The organism is Planctomycetia bacterium (assembly GCA_015200345.1).
Taxonomy (GTDB): Bacteria; Planctomycetota; Phycisphaerae; order UBA1845; family UTPLA1; genus PLA3.
In genome coordinates, this window is sequence record CP054187.1 from 2,485,906 (window position 1) to 2,504,698 (window position 18,793).

Sequence of the window (18,793 nt, forward strand, 5' to 3'; positions counted from 1 at the left end):
GGAGCGTCGCGTGCGTCATTATTATGTCATTTCGTTCGTACGATGCGCAGCGCGGGGCATGGCCGCAGCGATTCTGCTCTGCGCCGCGTCGCGCGTGATCGCGGAGGATGAAAGCGGTCGGGTCGTCACCAATGCTCCCGTGCAGACCGATGGATCCGTGTTGACGGATTCGTCCTCGGCCGGGGGGCTTGCAGCATCAGCGAGCGCAAGCTCGCCGGAACCATTTGGTGCGGGGGTGATTCGGCGAGGGACGGAGCGCCGTGCGAACGCGGCGACGGGCGACCGCGCACCGGGCCGTGCGAGCGCTGCGACCAGTGGGTTGCGCATCTGGTTGCCGTTGGCGGTTGTGCTGGTGGTGATCGTCGCGCTGGCATGGGCGGCGCGGCGGCTGTTCCCCCGGATGGGGCGTGCCGGTGGAGACGGTGCGATCACGGTGCTGTCGCGCTGCGTGCTGTCACCCAAGCAGAGCCTGTGTCTGGTGCGGCTGGGTCGGCGGGTCGTGCTGGTCGGCCTGACACCAGATCGGATCAATACGCTAGCAGAAATAAGCGACCCGGATGAGGCGGCGCTGTTGATCGCGGCGGCGTCGAGCCAACGGGCGGAGTCGTTTCGCAGCGCGCTGGTCGGGATGATGAGCGCGTACCGGCCTGGTGCGCTGAATGAGGCGGGCAGCGAAGAGTCGGAGCAGGTGCCTGGGCGGAACGAGTCATGGGTAAATGGGTCGCTTCCGAGCGTGTCGGCGCTGGCGGACCGGGTTCGCAGCATGGCCCGGCGCGGCGCGGCGGCGCGGTGATGCGATCGGCGGCAGGATGCCGCCGTGGGATTCGCAACGGAGTTGCGTGATGCGCGCGGAGCGCGAAGGCGGACGAGCAGTCAGTGGGAATCGTGCGAGCTTGCGCGTCGCGCGGGCATTCTGCGCCGCCGCACTGTTACTCGGTACGGTGGTTGCTCCCGCCATCGCGCAGGACCAGCCCTCCGCATCGCGAGCGATTCACGTCGACAATCCGTTGGGCATTCCCGACGTGAGCGGGCTGGTTCCGGCTGCGAAGGACGGCGCGGGCGTGTCGGCGTCGCTCCGCATTCTCGTCCTGCTCACGGTGCTTTCGCTCGCGCCGTCCATCCTCATCATGATGACGAGCTTCACGCGCATCATGGTCGTGCTGGCGCTGCTGCGTCAGGCGATCGGGGCGCAGCAGCTTCCGCCGGGCCAGGTGCTGGTGGGCCTGTCGCTCATCATGACGATGCTCGTGATGGCGCCGACGTGGCAGAAGATGAAGGCCGAAGGGGTGGACCCGTACCTGGAAGGGCGCATGGACCAGGCGACGGCCCTGGATCGCGGCAGCGCGCCGCTGCGGGAGTTCATGTTCCGTCAGATTGAAGCCGCCGGTAATGAGGAGAACGTCTATTTATTCGCCGAGTACGCGCGCGGCCCGCTGCCCGATGGCGCCGAGCTGAAGCGTGACGACGTGCGGCTGGCCGAGCTGGTTCCGGCCTTCGTCTTGAGCGAGTTGAAGACGGCGTTCGTGATGGGTTTCAAGATTTATCTTCCGTTCCTCGTCATCGACATGGTCATCGCGTCGATTCTGATCAGCATGGGCATGATGATGCTGCCGCCGGTGCTGATTTCGCTGCCGTTCAAGCTGATGCTGTTCGTGCTGGCTGATGGCTGGGGCATGGTGGTCGGGTCGCTCTTGCACAGTTTCGGATGAGCGCGGCGTCGGAGTAAGGCATGGACACCGGAACGGCACTGGACTTGGCGCACGAGGCGTTGCTGCTCGCGTTGATCCTCGCCGGGCCGATCATGGCGATCGGCATGGTCGTGGGGTTGATCATCAGCATCGTGCAGGCCGTGACGCAGTTGCACGAGCAGACGCTGACGTTCGTGCCGAAGATCGTGGCGATGGGCGTGGCGACAGCGCTGTTTATCCCGTGGCTCACGACGCGCATGGTGGAATACACCCAGCGGTTGTGGGGAGGCGGATGAGGAGCGAGCGTCAGGGATTCAATACGCCAAACTGTTGAGATGTCGAAACGCGGAATCGTCCGACCCATGCCTTTGAGCTTGTTGCAACTCGAGATGCTCCTGCCGGCCTTCATGATGGTGCTGGCGCGCACGGCCGGCGCGGTCGTGGCGGTGCCGATGTTCTCGAATACGCAGATCCCGGCGATGGTCAAGGTGCTGCTCGCGGTGACGCTGGGCTTCGTCGCGTTTCCCGTCGTGATGCCGATGTTGCCGACGGATGTCTCACTCACGCAGGCGGCGACCGGTCTGGCATCGGAATTTCTGATCGGCGAGCTGCTGGGGTTGGCGGCGGGTGCAGCGCTGTTCGCGGCGCAGATGGCGGGCAACGTCGTGAGTCAGCAGGCGGGCCTTTCGCTGGGGCAGGTGTTCAACCCGATGCTCGATGAAGAGACGACCGTGCTCGATCAGTTGTGGTTTTTCGGGGCGCTGATGTTTTTCTTTGCGTTTCGCGGACATCTGGCCGTCGTGTCGGCGTTGCTGGGGAGCTTTGAGCTAGTGCCGCCGATGAGCCTGGCGCTGGATGCGGGGCTGCTGGATGTCGCCGCCGGTCTGGCGACGAGCATGTTCGAGGTGGCGCTGCGTCTGGCAGGACCATCGGTGCTGGCGCTGCTGGCGACGTCGCTCGTGCTGGGCTTCCTGACGAAGACGATGCCGCAGTTAAACATCCTGTCGGTCGGTTTTGCATTCAAGGTCGCGGTCGGCTTGATCGCCGTGGCCGCGACGATGGCGTACTCGGGCAATCTGATTGCCGATACGGCCAGCGAGAGTCTCGATTCGGTGGGGCGATCCTGGCAAGTCGCCGCGGAGGGTCTGACGCGTGGCGGATGATCGACAAGACCGGACCGAGGCCCCGACGCCGCGGCGTCGCTTCGAAGCGCGCGAGAAGGGTCAGGTTGCGCGCAGCGCTGATCTGACCTCGGCGTTGCTGCTGCTGGGCGGGCTGGTCAGCCTGAAGTTGTTCGGTCCGCGCCTGATGACCGCGCTGATGGATTTCATGTCGGCGCAGTTGACGATGCACGATCCCGCGACGGCGGCGCGGCTCGACATGCCGGTCCTGCTCGCGGCGATCGGCATGACGCTGCTGGTGGCGGTGGGGCCGATCATGCTGGGGCTGGTGGTCGTGGCGGCGCTATCGAATCTTGTGCAAGTCGGCATCCTCGTATCGAGCACGGCGCTGGCGCCGAACGTGAGCCGGCTCAATCCGATCAGCGGCTTCGGCAAACTGTTCAGCGGTCGTACGGGCATGCAGTTGGTGATGAACCTGCTGAAACTGCTAGTCGTGTCGTACTTCGTGTATCAGGCCGCGATGGACCACAGCGGGCGCATTCTGATGGCGATGGCGGTCGGCGGATGGGAGCAACTCGGGCTGCTGGCGGACGTGCTGTACGACTTGGGACTGCGCATAGCGATTGTGCTGGTGGTGCTGGCGTTGTTGGACTACGCCTATCAACGGAGAAAGTTCGAAGCCGATTTGCGCATGACCAAGCACGAGGTGAAGGAGGAGATGCGCAGCATGGAGGGCGATCCGATCATCAAATCGCGCCGGCGAAAGATGCAGTTCGTCGCGCTGATGCAGCAGATTCGCAAGGCGGTGCCGACGGCCGACGTGGTGGTGACGAACCCGACGGAGCTGGCCGTGGCGATCCAGTACGACCAGAAGTCGATGGCGGCACCGAAGGTCGTGGCCAAGGGGGCAGATTTGATCGCGGCGAAGATTCGCGAAGTGGCGATCGCCAGCGGCGTGCCGATTCTGGAGCGCAAGCCGTTGGCGCAGGCGTTGTACAAGATGGTGGAAGTCGGGCAGGAGATCCCCGAACAGTTTTACAAGGCGATCGCGGAAGTGCTTGCGTACGTGTACGAGCTGTCGGGCAAGGCGCGGTCGATGCGTCGCGGCACGGCGGCGTGAGTCGCGGCTTGAGTTTCGGAACGCGGACGTTCGGCTTGAGAAAATGACATGGCGACGGCAGTAAAACAAGCGGACCCTGCGGGATCGCGAATGGGCGGCAGCGGCGCCGCCATCGGGCGCGCGGCCGCGTTCCTGCACGAGCAGCGGGGCATCATTCTGCCGATGCTGGCGATGTCGCTGGTGCTGGTCATCCTCATCCCGCTGCCGACGGCGATGCTGGATTTCCTGCTGATCGCCAACGTCACGTTGTCGGCGCTGGTGCTGCTGACGGTCATGTACATGAACGGGCCGCTGGAGTTCTCGTCGTTTCCGTCGTTGCTGCTGGCGCTGACGCTGCTGCGGCTCGTGCTGAATACGGCGACGACGCGGCTGATCCTGACCAACGCCGATCAGGGCATGAACGCGGCGGGGCACGTCATTCGCGAGTTCGCGGAGTTCGTGGCGGCCGGCTCGCTGCCGGTGGGCATCATTATTTTTCTGATCATTTCCGTGATTCAGTTTGTGGTCATCACGAAAGGTGCGACGCGTATCGCCGAGGTTGCGGCGCGGTTCACGCTCGACGCGATGCCCGGCAAGCAGATGGCGATCGACGCCGATCTGTCGGCGGGCCTGATCAACGAGGAGGAAGCGCGCCGGCGGCGCGAGAATATCACGCGCGAGGCGGACTTCTACGGAGCGATGGATGGAGCCAGCAAGTTCGTTCGCGGCGACGCCATCGCCGGCGTGGTCATCACGCTGATCAACATCCTGGGCGGCATCTACGTCGGCATGGTCGAAAAGGGAATGCCGATCATGGATTGCTTGAGCGTCTTCACGCGGCTGACAATTGGTGACGGACTGGTGGCCCAGATTCCCGCGTTTCTCATCTCCATCGCCGCGGGCATGATCATCACCCGGAGCACCGCCAAGACCAACATGGGGGAGGAGTTGATCGGTCAGATCACGTCGCGCCCGATCTCGATGGTGCTGTCGTCGGCGTTCCTGGGGATTTTGCTGTTCACGCCGCTGCCCAAGGCGCCGCTCGCGGCGATGGGGATTGGCGTCGGCGGGCTGGGGTACGTCCTGTTCGGCCGAGCGAAGAAGGACGAACAGGCTGCGGTTCGGGCGAAGGCGGCCAAACCGAAGGAGCCGGAAAAGATCGAAACGCTGCTGGGCGTCGACGCGATGGAACTGGAGGTCGGTTACGGACTGGTGCGGCTGGTGGATCGCAAGCAGGGCGGGGATTTGCTTGACCGGATCGGGAACATCCGCCGGCAGATGGCGACGGAGCTGGGGCTGATCGTACCGCCGATTCGCATTCGCGATAACGTGCAGCTCGAGCCGAATCAGTACAGCGTGAAACTGCGCGGCGCGGCGATCGCCAAGGGAGAGCTGATGCCCGGCTACCTGCTGGCGATCGATTCGGGTGCGGTGTCGGAGCCGGTGCGCGGGATCGACGCGGTCGAGCCGGCCTTCAACCTGCCCGCGGTGTGGATCACGGAGGCCGACCGGGCGACGGCGGAGCTGCGAAACTATACGGTTGTCGAAACGAGCAGCGTGCTGTCGACGCACCTGACCGAGGTGATTCGCCGCCATGCGTCGGAGCTGCTGACGCGGCAGGACGTGAGCAAGCTGCTGGATCATCTGAAGGAGAAATCGCCGAAGCTGGTCGAGGAGGTCGTACCGGACCTGCTGAAGCTGGGCGATGTGCAGTCGGTGTTGCAGCATCTGCTGCGCGAGCGCGTTCCGGTGCGCGATCTGGAGACGATACTCGAGACGCTGGGCGACTGGGCCGGCCGGACGAAGGACGCCGAGGTGCTGGCGGAATACGTGCGAGCGGCGCTGGCGCGGACGATCTGCGAATTGCACAAGGACGCGACGAACACGATCCACGGAATCACGCTCGATACCGCGCTGGAGGACGCCATCCTCGCGCACGTCGAGCGGACCGACCGAGGTTCGTATCTGACGTTGCCGCCGGCGACGGCGCACCGGATTGTCGGAGATATTCGGCGAGAGCTGGACGGCGCGGCCGCCAAGACGGGCGGCGCGCAGCCGGTCGTGTTCGCGTCGCCGCAGGTGCGCATGTGGGTGAGAAGGCTGATCGAATCGGCGCTGCCGACGGTGGCGGTGCTGGGGTATGGGGAAATTGTCCGCGGGGTAAGCGTGCGGACGCATGGGATGGTGACGCTTGTCGACGCAACTGAAGACGTTTCGCGGCCGGTCCATGCCTGAAGCGCTGGCGCGCGTGAAGGCGGCGCTGGGGCGGGATGCGGTCATCCTGCACACGCGGTCGATCCAGCGCGGCGGGTTGCTGGGTCTGGGCGCGCACACGGAGATTGAGATCACGGCGACGGCGGATTCGCGCGTGCCGATTGTTCGGGCGCGAGAAAGCGGCGAATCGAGCCGATCGAATCAACCGAGTCAACCGAGTCGGCTTGGCGTGCCGCGCCGGCCTCCGGATGCGGGCATGGGGACACTCCACGCGGCGCCGCGATTGACCCAAGTGGATTCCGGCAACGTTGTACCAGGCCCGCTGCCGCCGTCAAAGGGGTCGATAAAACCGGCACCGATACCGGCCGCACCGCGTCTGGATGACGCCGCGTTGCTGGAGGAGATCAGCGCGATTCGCGCGATGGTGGAGGAGCTTTCGAGCCGAGCGCCCGCGAATCGCACGCCGGATGTTCCCGCTGAATTGGTGCAACATTATTCGCGCGTGATCGGCCAGCAGGTTGCGGACGAACTGGCGAAGGAGCTGATCGATCGCGTCGCAGAGGCAACTGTAGGTCTCCCGCCTTCGGAGCGGTCTTCGGGCTCGCCGGAGTTCCAGCAGCGCGTGGAGGCTGAACTGACGCGTTGCATCGCCGAGATGATGCCGCCCGCCGAGGCGCTGACCTTGCGCGGCGACGGGCAGCCGACGGTGATCGCGCTGGTCGGCCCGACGGGCGTGGGGAAGACGACGACGATCGCGAAGCTGGCCGCGAACCTGACGTTGCGTGAAGGGCGTCGGGCAGGCCTGATCACGCAGGATCATTACCGGATTGCGGCGGTCGAGCAGCTCGCGACGTATGCTCGAATCCTGCGCATCCCCATGGAGCCGGTGCTGACGCCGCAGGCGATGCGGGAGGCGATCCAGAAGCTTTCGAGCGTTGATGTCATTCTGATTGACACGGCCGGGCGGAGTCAGCGCGATGGGGCGAGGCTGGCGGAATTGAAAGAGTTTCTCGCCGCCGCGCAGCCCGATCAGATTCACCTTGTTCTCTCGAGCACGGCCGGAGAATCGGCGCTGCGCGAGGCGATGGAACGGTTTGCGCAGGTCGGCGCGCGACACGTGGTGTTCACGAAGCTGGATGAAGCGGTGGGGTTCGGCGTATTGCTCAACGTGCTGCACAAGACGGGCCTGCGCATGTCGTACTTCACGACGGGCCAGACGGTGCCGGACGACATCGAGCCGGCGGCGGCGCATCGCGTCGCGCGGTTGATCGTCGGCGGCGCGACGGCGGACCCGGAGGATTCGACTTTGCCGCTCGGCGCGGCACGGCGGAAGGAGGGGTACATCGCGTGAGTGCGTTGCCGCTGGATCAGGCCAGTCGACTGCGCGATCTGATGGCGCGCAGCGGGTCGAGCGCGGATGCGGGGATTCGTCCGGTCCCGGCGATGCACGAAGCGCCGCGCGCCGCGCGCGTGATCGCGATCGCCAGCGGCAAGGGGGGCGTCGGCAAGACAAATGTAGCAGTCAACCTCGGCATCTGCCTGGCCCGTCTGCGCCGGCGCGTTGTGCTGATCGACGCCGACCTCGGCACGGCCAACGTCGATGTGCTGATGAAACTCGCCTCGCCCTATGACCTGTCGCACGTCGCGAGCGGCCGCCGATCGGTGGACGACGTGCTGATGGCGGTGCGGCCGGGCCTGCGCGTGCTGCGTGGAGCGTCCGGGATGAGCGCGGTGGCGGACCTGGACCCGCGCGCGCGGGGCGCGTTGATCGAGCAATTGACGGGGCTGGAGTCCGCCTGTGATTTGATTCTGATCGACTGCGGAGCGGGTATTTCGCAAAACGTCGTCGCCTTCGCCGCTGCGGCGGATGATGTGCTCGTGGTGCTCACGCCCGAACCGCCAGCCATGACGGATGCCTACGCGCTGATCAAGGCGATGCAGCACCAGCCGGCGCGAGGAACGCTGGGATTGCTCGTGAACCAGGCGGGCGGCTACCGCGAGGGCCGGGAGTGCGCCGAGCGAGTGGCAGGGGTGGCGAGGCGATTTTTGAATGCGACGGTGGACGTGATCGGGCAGATTCCGCGCGACGGGCACGTGAGCCAGGCGGTTCGGATGCGCGTACCGGTGGTGGAGCGGTATCCGCGCAGCCCTGCGGCCAAGGCGTTGGCAATACTGGCAGAGCGGATGGAAGGGCGCGCGGTAGGGCTGGCGGGGCGTCACGGATTCTTCCATCGCGTTACACGATTTTTCTGCTGAACTGGTCCGCGAACTTCGCCGATGCCACACCGTGGACAAGATCCGGATCCCGCGCGCGGCACGGGCGGTCCGGCATGGCAACGTGGTGGAGTGTCACGCTTGGTGCGGTTGTGCGGTGCTTGTTGCGGATTGACCGTCTTCTGTGCAATGCTCACGCACGGACTGCTGGCCGGCACGGAGGTGCAGGGGCTGCTGTTGCGTTCGGTCGTGGGCATGGCGGCGGGCGTGGCGTTGGGATCGGCTGCGGGCTGGCTGGGGCTGGCCATCATGAAAGAAAACATCAACCTGCCGGAGGATTCGGCGAGTGACCAGGCGGAGCCTGACAGCGTGGGCGCGGAGGGTGCAGCAGCGCCGCCGTCGCCACGTGGTGTGTGAATCGCCCGGTGAATCGCGCGATGAAATGTCGCGGCAGGAGCATGTGGGATGGTACAGACCGAGACGGATGTCAAAGCGATTTGGAAGCAGTACAAGAAGGAACCGACCCAGGCGCTGCGAAACCAGCTCATCGAGCAGTACATGCACATCGTGCGGTTCAATGCCGAGCGCGTGCATGCCAAGCTGCCGACCGAGGTGGACGTGGACGATCTGATCTCGGCGGGCATGTTCGGCCTGATCGACGCGATCGACGCGTTTGATCTGGACCGCGGCGTGAAGTTCGAGACCTACTGCTCGCCGCGCGTGCGCGGGGCGATCCTCGACGAGCTGCGCTCGATGGACTGGGTGCCGCGGCTCGTGCGCAACCGGTCGCAAAAGATTCAAAGCGCCACCAAGGCCCTGCAAAGCGAACTGGGGCGCATCCCCAGCGAGCGCGAAGTGGCCGAGCGCATCGGGGTGTCGGCCGAGGAGTACGACCGCATGTCGCGCGATTCGCTGGCGGTCTCGATGACCAGTCTGTCGCGCAAGGCGTACGGCGGCGATTCATCGCGCGACCTGACGGAAATCGACGTCATCAAGGACCAGAGCGCCGAGGACCCGGTCAGGGAGCTCCAGAAGGCCGATCTGAAGCAGTTGATCCAGAAAGGCCTCTCATCCACGGAGCGCCTGATTCTGATCCTGTATTACTATGAAGAGATGACCATGAAGGAGATCGGCCTGACGCTGGACCTTTCGGAGAGCCGCGTCAGTCAGATGCATTCGGCGATCGTGGAACGCCTGCGTTTTCAGCTTCGCCAGCGCGACAAGGAGTTTCGTCTCTGACGCGGCGGGGCAAACAATGCGGCGCCTGTTGACGGGCGAGACGCCCGCACCACCCATTGATTCAGGTGTTTGAATCGTGTCCGCCATTCCCCCCAACGCCATTGCCTCGGTGCTCCAGTCGGGCGTCGTGCAGCGCAACGCCGCGAAGGACGTGGAGACCGCCAGGCAGGCCTCGACCGAGACGACGCGCAAGCTCACCGGCGGGCCGGACGCCCTGGTCGAACTCGAAATCGAAGCCACCGATACCGACACGCAGATCCATTCCGATTCCGGCGGCGGGGCCGGGGGGCAGGGACGACACGATGCAAACCACGAAGAAGCGCCAGCGGAGGACGATGCCTCGAACGAAACCTCGGGCGTGACCGTGGACGATTCCGGCCGCGTGCACATCGACTTGTCGGCGTGAATGGTCGCAATGGGGACACAGCGGGTGAACCACCCATCACAGGCGAGAGGCCTGTGACGCAGTGCCGCGGTGCCACGGTACCGCAGTGCTCACAGCGGCTTCGCTCATCGGTCCAGCTCCGCCGCGATGATGTTCAAACTGCCGAGTACGGCGACGATGTCGCTGATGCAGTGGCCGATCACCAGTTTGGGAAACACCTGGTAGTTGATGAAACTCGGCGGGCGGCAGCGAGCGCGGTAAGGCGTGTTGCCGCCGTCGGAGGCGAGATAGAAGCCCAGTTCGCCGTTGGCGGTTTCGTTTACGCCGTAGGCTTCGCCGATGGGCGGCTCAAAGCCGCGGTTGGTCATGATCCTCTCGAAGTGATGGATCAATCCCTCGATGGAGAAATAGACTTCACGCTTGTCGGGCAGGGCGGTCTTGGCGTTGGGCAGGACGTTGACCGGGCCGCTCGGGATATTATCGATAAGTTGCTGGATGATATGGATCGACTGGCGCATCTCCTCCAGCCGCACAAGGTAACGGTCGAACACGTCGCCGCCGGTGGCAATGGGCACCTTGAAATCCACCCCGCTGGAACCCTTGCCGTCCCAGTTGTCGGCATAGCACAGGTAGGGTTCGTCCTTTCGCAGATCGCGCACCACGCCGGCCGATCGCGCCAGGGGGCCGGTCCAGCTCCACGCGATGGCGTCTTCCTTTGAGAGCACGCCGATGCCGCGCGTGCGTTCGACGAAGATGCGATTGCGCGTGAGCAGCGATTCAAAATCGTTGAGTGCGTTTGGGAGCCGTTTAATGAACGCCTTCACGTGGTCGGGCCATTCCGGGGGGATGTCGTACATCAATCCGCCGACGCGCGTGTAACTCGTGGTGAAGCGAGCCCCGCAGACTTCCTCAAACAGGTCATAAATGTATTCGCGCTCGTTGAAGGCGTAGAGGAACGCCGTGAAGCCGCCCAGGTCCAGCCCGGCCGTGCCGAGGCAGAGCAGATGGTCCTGGATGCGGGCCAGTTCGGCGATGATGGTGCGAATCGCCTTGCAGCGCGGCGTCAGCTCGATGCCGAATAGCTTTTCGCAGGCGGTGTGCCAGGCGATGTTGTTGGCCATCGGGCTGATGTAATTCATGCGATCGGTGACGACGACGTACTGATCGTAGTTCAAGTGCTCGCCCAGCTTCTCGAAGCCGCTGTGCAGGTAACCGATGTGCGGCGTGCAGCCGACGACGGTCTCGCCGTCCAATTCAAGCACGAGGCGCAGGGTAGTGTGCGTGGCCGGGTGCTGCGGGCCGAAGTTAAGGGTCCACAGATCGCCGCCGAGATCGTCGCGCTGGAGCGTCGTCGGTTGAAGGTCGGTGAGGGTTGTCATGGGACCGGGTCCATTGGAAGGCGTTGGTCGCGAGCCATGTGCGGTTGGCCGCGAGCATTGTAGCGGAAGCGGGGAATGGCTCAACGAGGCATGGGATCCCACAGGCACGAAGGGATGTTGGACAGGCCCATGGTTGCCAGCTCGCAGCCCATGGCTCTTGATCCCGCTCCTTACACGAACAGGAACATGACCGCGAAGAAGACCGGGATCAGGATGCAAACGCTGTAGCCCATGTAGCCGAAGAACGAGGGCATCTTGATGCGAGCGTGCTCGGCGATGGACTTGACCATGAAGTTCGGCCCGTTGCCGATGTAGGTGTTCGCGCCCATGAAGACCGCGCCGAGACTGATGGCGATGAGCAGGTCCTCGCGGATGAAATGGCCGCTAAGCAGGGTGAGGATGCCGGGGCCGGGTTCGTGGGTGAGGGCGTTGGCCGTTTCAAAGAAGACGACGTAGGTCGGGGCGTTATCAAGGAAACTGGAAAGGACGCCGGTAGCCCAGAAGAATTTGTGCGGCGTATCGACGCCGAGCCTGGCGCCCTGAAGGTTGAGAATCTCGATCGGCGCCTGCATGCAGATGAAGATGCCAATGAAAAGGCACGCCACTTCAACGATCGCCGTGTAGCTGAAGTGATTCGCGGCGCGGACGCCCTTGCCGGTGGTTACGAGGGACAAGCCGACGAAAGCGGTCTGGAGCAACTCGCGCAGGAAGGGGAACGGCGTCCAGCCGGTGCCGAGGAACGGCTTGGTCGGGTCCATGGTGCCCGTCACGAATACCACGCCGGCCAGCCAGAGGAAGTTGATCTTGCCGTCGATGCCGATCGGCGTGACGCGCGTCTCGTCGAGCGTGACGGCCTGCTTGCTCTCCTTCCTGTACGCGACGGTGTCCCAGACGTAGTAGATCACCAGCAGCACAACGAGGCAGAAAGCCCATTCCTTCCAGAGCTTGAAGGTCCAGAGGAAGGGCACGCCCTTGAGGTAGCCCAGGAAAAGCGGCGGGTCGCCGATGGGCAGCAGGCAGCCGCCGATGTTGCTGACGATGAAGATGAAGAAAATGACGGTGTGGACGACATGTTTGCGCTCGGAGTTGGTGCGCAGCACGGGCCGGATGAGCAACATGGAGGCGCCGGTGGTCCCGATGAAGCTGGCGAGCACGCCGCCGATGGCGAGAAAGACGGTGTTGGTGATCGGGTGCGCGGGGATGTCGCCCTTCACGCGGATGCCGCCGGAGATGACGTACAGGCTGAACAAAAGCGAGATGAACGGGATGAACTCGCCGAGGATCGCGTGATCCAGCACGGCGAGGACGGTCTTGATGCCCGGGTCTGTGGCGTGGTCGCCGTGGAGGATGCCGTAACCGCGTATCTGGTAATAGACGATTGTCACAAGCCCGAGGGAGAGGGCCACGATCAGCTTGTTCTTGTTGTGCTCCCACCAGTGGGACGTCTTGTGAACGAGCGGCAGGATGGCGATGCAGAGCAGGAGGATGACGAAGGGCACGACGCTGGCGAGCCCGGGAACGGTCGTGGCGGCGTGGCCGGTGTCGGCAAGAATTGCGCTGGTCAGCACGAGGAACCTCCATGTTCCCCAGCACCCGCACTAATGTTTCGGCCAAACCGCCCCCGGCCAATAGTTTAGATCGTGAAATCCCGCACTGCGGGGCCGATCCGGCGTTGCTCGGAGCCGTGGAAAACTGCTAGGGCATCGATGGATCCGTCGGCTGCGTATCCGTCCCGTCTTCCACGCCATCGCCATCGCTGTCCGAGCTTCCCGGATTCATATGGCGTTCGTGCTCTTCGCCATCGCCGACGCCGTCGTCGTCGCTGTCATCGTCCATCGGGTCGCTCGTATGCCCCGTGAACGGGTTGCCCATGACCTCCAGGCCGTCGGACGCGCCGTCATCATCTGAATCGGAATCCATCGGGTCGATTCCCATCGCCACTTCTTCGCCATCCTTCAACCCGTCGCCGTCGCTGTCGGCCTTCACGCCGCTCGTGCCCAGGGCCTTCTCCTCGCCATCGTTCAAGCCATCGTCGTCGGTATCCGGGTCCTTGGGGTCGGTTTCGCAGTCGTTGTCATCGCCCTCATCGGTGCTTTTGCCGTCGCCGTCGTCGTCCTCGTTGCCATCGCCGTCGCAGTCGTCCTCATCACCATCGTCGTCGTCGTCGTCGTCGGTGTCGGGATCGTTGGGGTCGGTGTCTTCGTCCTTCTCTTCGCCGTCGTCGGCGCCGTCGTCGTCGGTATCGGGGTCGTTGGGGTCCGTTTCGTCGTCCACCTCTTCGCCGTCCTCGACGTCGTCGTCGTCGCTGTCCTCATCGAGCGGGTCGGTTTCGAGAGCCAGCTCTTCGCCGTCGCCGAGGCCATCGTCGTCGGTATCGGCGTCGAAGGGGTCGGTGCCCAGTTGGATTTCCTCAATCGTCAACAATCCATCGCCGTCGAGGTCGTGAAGCAGGGCGGCGAGGATATCCTCGTCGCTCGGTCCGGTCGGCCAGGCGTCCGCTGCGGGCGTCGTCGGTACGGCATCCCACTGGAAAGCCGGCGGCTCGCCGTCGGGGTTCTGGGGGAGCCCGGCGAGCGGCAGCACGCTGGGATTGCACGCGACGTGCCCGGAGAACACGATCGCCGCGCAAAGCATCACCCCGCAAGGAGCCGTGAGCTTAGCGTTTTGAGCCATGAGCCGATCCATCCTCGCTCCATGAGCCGCAGGAAGCGCTCCCGGCGCACCTGCCCGTTGCGTTTCTACAAGGCGCTTCAAAACTCATTCTGTGGCACCGGCGTCCCGCCGGTGTCTGTTTAACCCCGCGACGACCTCTCCCTTCGGCACAGGCCGGACGCCTGTGCCACGTTTTGAAACCAGTTCTACTCAATGGCAAGCGTTCCATACACCGTCCAGGTGTAGCTTTGCTCGTCGAGATTTCCACAGTTGCCGCTCTTGCTCCACGAATAAGTGTTGGCAGTCGCGCTGGGCGGCGTGAACGAGGTGTTGTCGCTGACGTCGATGGACCCGGCGAATCCGCAATCGCAGCCGGCCGGTCCGTAACGCAGCGAGGCATCCGCGCCGTCATCAATCTCCTGAACGAACCCGGCTACCTGGAGCGACTGGCCGTAACGGACAATGTAGGCGTTTGCGATGCTGACGCCGACGTTGTAGCTGCCATCGACGAGCAGATACCCGTCGCCGTTGATGCAGCCCTCGTCATCGCCCGAGCCGCAGGCCGGGTAACCCAGGTTGTTCTGATGGGCGACGGTGCTGAAGCTGGCGTCGGCCGGTCCCTTGATGCGCAACTGGAAGTTGAACTCGCCATCGTTGTCGAGGGCATCGCAGTCGCCGTTGATCTCGACGATGGTGTAAGTGAAGGTGTACTTCTGGTCGCGCCAGAGCGGGCTGCGGCAGTTGGCGCCGGCGCAGATCGCCCCTTCGGCGCTGTCGATGGTTCCATCGCCGTCGGTGTCGGAGAGGTTGGGGTTGGTCAGGTTGGCCAGCTCGGTGCCGTCGTTCCAGCCATCGGTATCGGAGTTGGGGTCGAGCGGGTCGGAGCGCACGTTGACGGCGAGGGCCCCATCGACGCTGACGTTCCAGCCGACATCGAGCTCGACGTTGTCGTTGACGCCGTCGCCGTCGGTGTCGGTCCGGTTGAGATTGGTACCGAGCTTGCGCGAGCCGAAGTCGTCGAGCACCTGGAGGGTGAAGTTGCAGTTGTCCGCATCGGCGCAGGCGAGCTGGAACTCGCCCCAGCCGGCGTTGAAGTTGCCGCACGGGTCGGCGACGGAAATGCAGGTCGTGGGTCCGTTGAATTCGTTGAAGTCCGAGAGGCCGTCGCCGTCGGTGTCGACGTTCCTGGGATTGCTGCCGAGGATGTGTTCGAGGAGGTCGGGCAGCCGATCGTCGTCGCTGTCGGGATCGAACGGGTCGGAGGTGACGAGCACGTCCACGCCGTTGATCGACGCCATGAAGCCGTTGACCTCGAAGAAATCGGCCACGCCGTCGCCGTCGGCGTCACGGTACTGCGCGCCGTCGGCGGGGTTGTTGGGGTTGATTTTGAGTTTCTTTTCGGCGCCGTCGAGAATGCCGTCGCCGTCGGTGTCGCGATTGAGCGGATCGGTGGCGTAGCCTTCCACGGAGAGTCCGGCGCTGGTGATGATGCAGCCGGTCACGACGGGATGGGCCGCGGCCACGAAGTCATCGCCGCCGGGTGTGGTGTCCAGGGCGAGGTTGGCGCCGGGGAGCACCACGATGCTGCCCTTGGTGAAACCGGCCGCGCCGCCGAGGTAGACGTCGTCGCCCGCCGCGGTGGTTTCGGCGATGCCGTTTCCGCCATCGAGGATGGCGAGTCCGCTGTAGAGGGGCACGTTGAAGACGAGCAGGCCGCTTTGCTCGTTGATGTTGTAGCCGGTCAGCTCCTCGTAATCGGTGAGGCCGTCTTCGTCGGTGTCACGTTGACGCGGGTCGATCTTGCAGTCGCGCTCCTCGTGGTCAAAGAGCTGATCGCCGTCGGAATCGGGCTGGACGGGGTCGGAGTAGACCTTGCGAGCGGGTTGTCCTTCGACGGAGACGGTCCAGCCTTCCTTGATTTCCTGGTAATCGGTGAGCAGATCGAAGGGGACGAGTCCGCCGCCGACGCCGGGTCCGGGGCAGGTCCCGTCGTACGTGGGGGTGGAGACGTTGTCATCGGGGCATCCGTCGGTGTTGGGGTTCTTGTCGGAGCTGCCGTACATGAATTCTTCCTGGGCATAGACTTGGTCGGAGTCCTTGTCCTGGACGAAGGCGAAGGCGAACTGGTCATTGGCCCGCAGGACGATGTCGTTGAAGTTCGGAGCGTTGTCTTCGAGCGCGCCGTTGGAGAAGACGACCCAGAAGGTGCGCGTTTCGTCGATGGCCAGATCGACGAGGCTGCCCGCCGGAGGGGTGAGCGGGTCATCGAGGAATCCGGACTTGGTATTTTTCACGCGCGTGAGAATGTCGACCGGCGTCATGACGCCGTCCACGTCGCGCATGACCTGGGTCACTTCATAGCCGGTTCCGCCGACGTAGTCATCTCCTTCGGGCGTGGTGTCGAGGACACCGTTGGGTCCGGCGGTGATGAGCACTTGATCGATGGCGGCTGCGGAGCCCGGCGCTTTGACCTGCACGTCGTCGCCGGCCTTGGTGGTGTCGCAGATCATGTTCCCGCCGTCGCGGATGACGTTGCCGAACTTGAGTTTGAGGATGTCTTGCAGGGCGTAGGCCATGGTGATGCCGTTGGAGCGGCCTTCGGCGTCGAAGGTGCTGTTCGTGGCCACGCGGAAGGACTCGACGGTGCCGTCGCCGTAGTCGATGGAGATGCCGGCGGTGCGGTCGAAGACGGACTGGGAGGTGAAGGCGAAGTTACGACCGAGTTCATCGGTGATGTCGAAGTTGGCAAGCTTGAGGATCAGGCCGCGCGGGTTCTTCATCAGGTCCTGCACCTGCTGGGGGAAGACCTGGACGGCCTGGAAGACGAAGGGTCCGCGTTCGGAGACGAGCCCCAGCGGACCGAGGTTGATCGGGCCGAGGTTCGGGTTCTGCGGGCGCAGGGAGGCAACGGGGAGGAACTGCTTTCGGTTCTGCGGGTTCTGCTGGAGCGCGGTGACTTCGAGGTTGTCGATGGTGAAGGCGATGGAGGAGACGTTCTGGATGGTGACATCGACGAGCACCGAGGCGCCGACCACTTCGCGCGTCACGCTTCGTGAGACATCCACGGTGGCACTGGTGCTCAACGATTGCTCGAAGGCCTGCTCGGAAGATTCTTTGGATTCCTCGCTGACGGTGGTGGTGTGACCCTGCTCGAAGCCGGCCTTGAGGCCGAAGGTGTTCTTGAATCCGCCGCCCTTGGGGATGTCGACGGAGACTTCGAGTTCGTTGCTGACTTCGATGGAGGCCTTGGTGCTGTCTTCGTCGCTGGTGGAGAGCGTGGTTTCGCTGCCTTTGGTCAGGGTGGAGCCTTTGGATTCGGTGACGGTCTGGGAATTGCCCATGGCGTCGGTGTAGCTGAATCGCACATCGAGATTGAGCGCGATGTTGCCGATCGAGATGCGCGGCTTGGGCAGATCGCTGATGCGCGGGTTGCGATTCGTCGTGGTGATCTCATCGGAATCGGAGATCTGATCGCCGTCGGTGTCGGCGAGAATGGGTGAGGTCTTGAAGTAGAGATCGAGCGAGTCGGACAAGCCGTCCTGATCGCTGTCCTGGTCGGTGGGGTCGCTGTACCAGTCGTTCCATTCGGGTGCGTCCTGCACCTGGTCGCCGTCGGTGTCCTTGCTCCGCGGGTCGATGCCGATGGCCTTTTCATCGGCGTCGGATAGCCCGTCGTTGTCGCTGTCGGCCCGCGTCGGGTCGCTGGTGACATCGCGTGACACGACCTGCCCGTTGGTCAGCCGCACGAACACGACCCAGCCGCGCTGTTCTTCGTTGTCGGACAGGCCGTCGCCGTCGGTGTCGGGTCCGCCGTCGATCGGCGGTGTGCCGGCGAAGGTCGCCTGGGTCGGGTTGACGAGAATATCCGGCGGGGCAAGGGGGTTGCCGTCGACGTCTTTGATGTTGGTGACGGTGAGCAGATAGGTCAATTCGTTCTGGGGGAACGTGGTGAGACTCACCGACGTGCCGTCGTCTGACGGAACCGCCGCGGTGACGAGCAGCGCGCCGGCCTCGGGCTGGACGTTGAGCTGCACGATGCTGTAGTTCGAGGGGTCCGCGGCGCCGGCATCGACCGATTCGTTGAACGTGACACGCACGCTGGTGTTGCCGGTGGAGACGGCGCTGACCACGCGCGGACCGCCGGGCATGCGGACCGGCGACTGCTGATAGACAAATGCATCGTTGAGAGTCAGGGTGTTCCCGTCCGGTCGAATGAGCACGACGTTGACGACGCCGGCGCCCTGCGCGGGCGCGTCCACCGAGAGGACGCTGGAGTTGACGACGGCGACGTTTGTGCCGAGGAAGCCGCCGAACAGGACGACCATGCCCGGTTCAAAGTTGCTGCCGACGATCGTCACGCGCGTGCCGCCGAGGGTCGCGCCGGTGTTGGGTGCGATGCTGGTGAACTCCATCGGGGGCAGTCCGACCTGCGGCTCGATGTAGGTGAACGCCTGCGGCAGGATGACGGTAATCACGCCGTTTGTGCGGAACTTCACGTCAACGGTGCCGGCTGCGTGCGCCGGCGTGGTGACGGTGAGCAAGCCGGAGTTGATATAGTTCACGGTCGGCGAGGCCGTCTCGTCGAACAGCACAGCGGTCTCCGGCGTGAAGTTCTGCCCGATGATGGTCACTTCGGTCCCGCCGGTGGTCGGCCCGCTCACCGGGGAGAGTTTTAATGAGTTGTCCAGCGAGAACGTGCAGCCGTCGCCGGTCATGCCGGCGGTGACGGTGACCGCAACAACCAGGAATGCAACCGCGACGATTCGAAGACGAGACCGACTCATAAAGACTCCCTCCGCGGC

15 protein-coding genes are annotated in these 18,793 nt (G+C 64.3%); 11 read left to right on the forward strand and 4 right to left on the reverse strand.

Features of this window, described 5'->3' with window-relative positions:
* Window positions 1-58: 58 nt before the first annotated feature.
* From HRU71_10180 to HRU71_10230, 11 genes are all read left to right on the forward strand, one after another.
* A complete protein-coding gene (locus HRU71_10180; protein QOJ03827.1) occupies window positions 59-793 on the forward strand; it encodes a flagellar biosynthetic protein FliO in 735 nt (244 codons plus the stop codon).
* A 49-nt stretch (window positions 794-842) separates the two neighbouring features.
* The gene (gene fliP, locus HRU71_10185; GenBank protein QOJ03828.1) at window positions 843-1,709 is read left to right on the forward strand and encodes a flagellar type III secretion system pore protein FliP; all 867 of its coding nucleotides are present in this window, start codon (window positions 843-845) and stop codon (window positions 1,707-1,709) included.
* A 20-nt stretch (window positions 1,710-1,729) separates the two neighbouring features.
* Complete coding sequence (gene fliQ, locus HRU71_10190) at window positions 1,730-1,984, forward strand: flagellar biosynthesis protein FliQ (GenBank protein QOJ03829.1); 255 nt, start codon at window positions 1,730-1,732, stop codon at window positions 1,982-1,984.
* Between the two features lie 66 nt (window positions 1,985-2,050).
* Window positions 2,051-2,851: a flagellar biosynthetic protein FliR gene (locus HRU71_10195; GenBank protein ID QOJ03830.1), complete on the forward strand. Its 801-nt coding sequence runs from the start codon at window positions 2,051-2,053 to the stop codon at window positions 2,849-2,851.
* Window positions 2,841-3,929 carry a flagellar biosynthesis protein FlhB gene (gene flhB, locus HRU71_10200; protein QOJ03831.1) on the forward strand — a complete coding sequence of 363 codons (1,089 nt, stop codon included), beginning with the start codon at window positions 2,841-2,843 and terminating at the stop codon, window positions 3,927-3,929. The genes HRU71_10195 and flhB overlap by 11 nt, the downstream gene beginning before the upstream one ends.
* Window positions 3,930-4,019: 90 nt before the next feature.
* A complete protein-coding gene (flhA, locus tag HRU71_10205) occupies window positions 4,020-6,143 on the forward strand; it encodes a flagellar biosynthesis protein FlhA (GenBank protein QOJ04983.1) in 2,124 nt (707 codons plus the stop codon).
* A complete protein-coding gene (gene flhF, locus HRU71_10210; protein QOJ03832.1) occupies window positions 6,100-7,473 on the forward strand; it encodes a flagellar biosynthesis protein FlhF in 1,374 nt (457 codons plus the stop codon). The genes flhA and flhF overlap by 44 nt, the downstream gene beginning before the upstream one ends.
* Window positions 7,470-8,378 (forward strand): MinD/ParA family protein, encoded by a 909-nt coding sequence (locus HRU71_10215; GenBank protein ID QOJ03833.1) that lies wholly within the window; start codon window positions 7,470-7,472, stop codon window positions 8,376-8,378. Before flhF ends, HRU71_10215 begins: the two co-directional genes overlap by 4 nt.
* Before the next feature lie 147 nt (window positions 8,379-8,525).
* Window positions 8,526-8,753: a hypothetical protein gene (locus HRU71_10220; protein ID QOJ03834.1), complete on the forward strand. Its 228-nt coding sequence runs from the start codon at window positions 8,526-8,528 to the stop codon at window positions 8,751-8,753.
* A 48-nt stretch (window positions 8,754-8,801) separates the two neighbouring features.
* Window positions 8,802-9,575, forward strand: coding sequence for a FliA/WhiG family RNA polymerase sigma factor (locus HRU71_10225; protein ID QOJ03835.1), 774 nt, complete (start codon window positions 8,802-8,804; stop codon window positions 9,573-9,575).
* Between the two features lie 76 nt (window positions 9,576-9,651).
* Complete coding sequence (locus HRU71_10230; GenBank protein QOJ03836.1) at window positions 9,652-9,981, forward strand: hypothetical protein; 330 nt, start codon at window positions 9,652-9,654, stop codon at window positions 9,979-9,981.
* A gap of 104 nt (window positions 9,982-10,085) precedes the next feature.
* Here HRU71_10230 and nuoD read toward each other — a convergent pair whose 3' ends face one another.
* From nuoD to HRU71_10250, 4 genes are all read right to left on the reverse strand, one after another.
* Window positions 10,086-11,339 carry an NADH dehydrogenase (quinone) subunit D gene (gene nuoD, locus HRU71_10235; GenBank protein ID QOJ03837.1) on the reverse strand — a complete coding sequence of 418 codons (1,254 nt, stop codon included), beginning with the start codon at window positions 11,337-11,339 and terminating at the stop codon, window positions 10,086-10,088.
* Window positions 11,340-11,509: 170 nt separating this feature from the next.
* The gene (locus HRU71_10240) at window positions 11,510-12,907 is read right to left on the reverse strand and encodes a sodium:proton antiporter (GenBank protein QOJ03838.1); all 1,398 of its coding nucleotides are present in this window, start codon (window positions 12,905-12,907) and stop codon (window positions 11,510-11,512) included.
* 127 nt (window positions 12,908-13,034) lie between these two features.
* A complete protein-coding gene (locus HRU71_10245) occupies window positions 13,035-14,012 on the reverse strand; it encodes a hypothetical protein (GenBank protein QOJ03839.1) in 978 nt (325 codons plus the stop codon).
* A 185-nt stretch (window positions 14,013-14,197) separates the two neighbouring features.
* Window positions 14,198-18,775 carry an IPT/TIG domain-containing protein gene (locus HRU71_10250; protein QOJ03840.1) on the reverse strand — a complete coding sequence of 1,526 codons (4,578 nt, stop codon included), beginning with the start codon at window positions 18,773-18,775 and terminating at the stop codon, window positions 14,198-14,200.
* Between the last annotated feature and the right edge of the window lie 18 nt (window positions 18,776-18,793).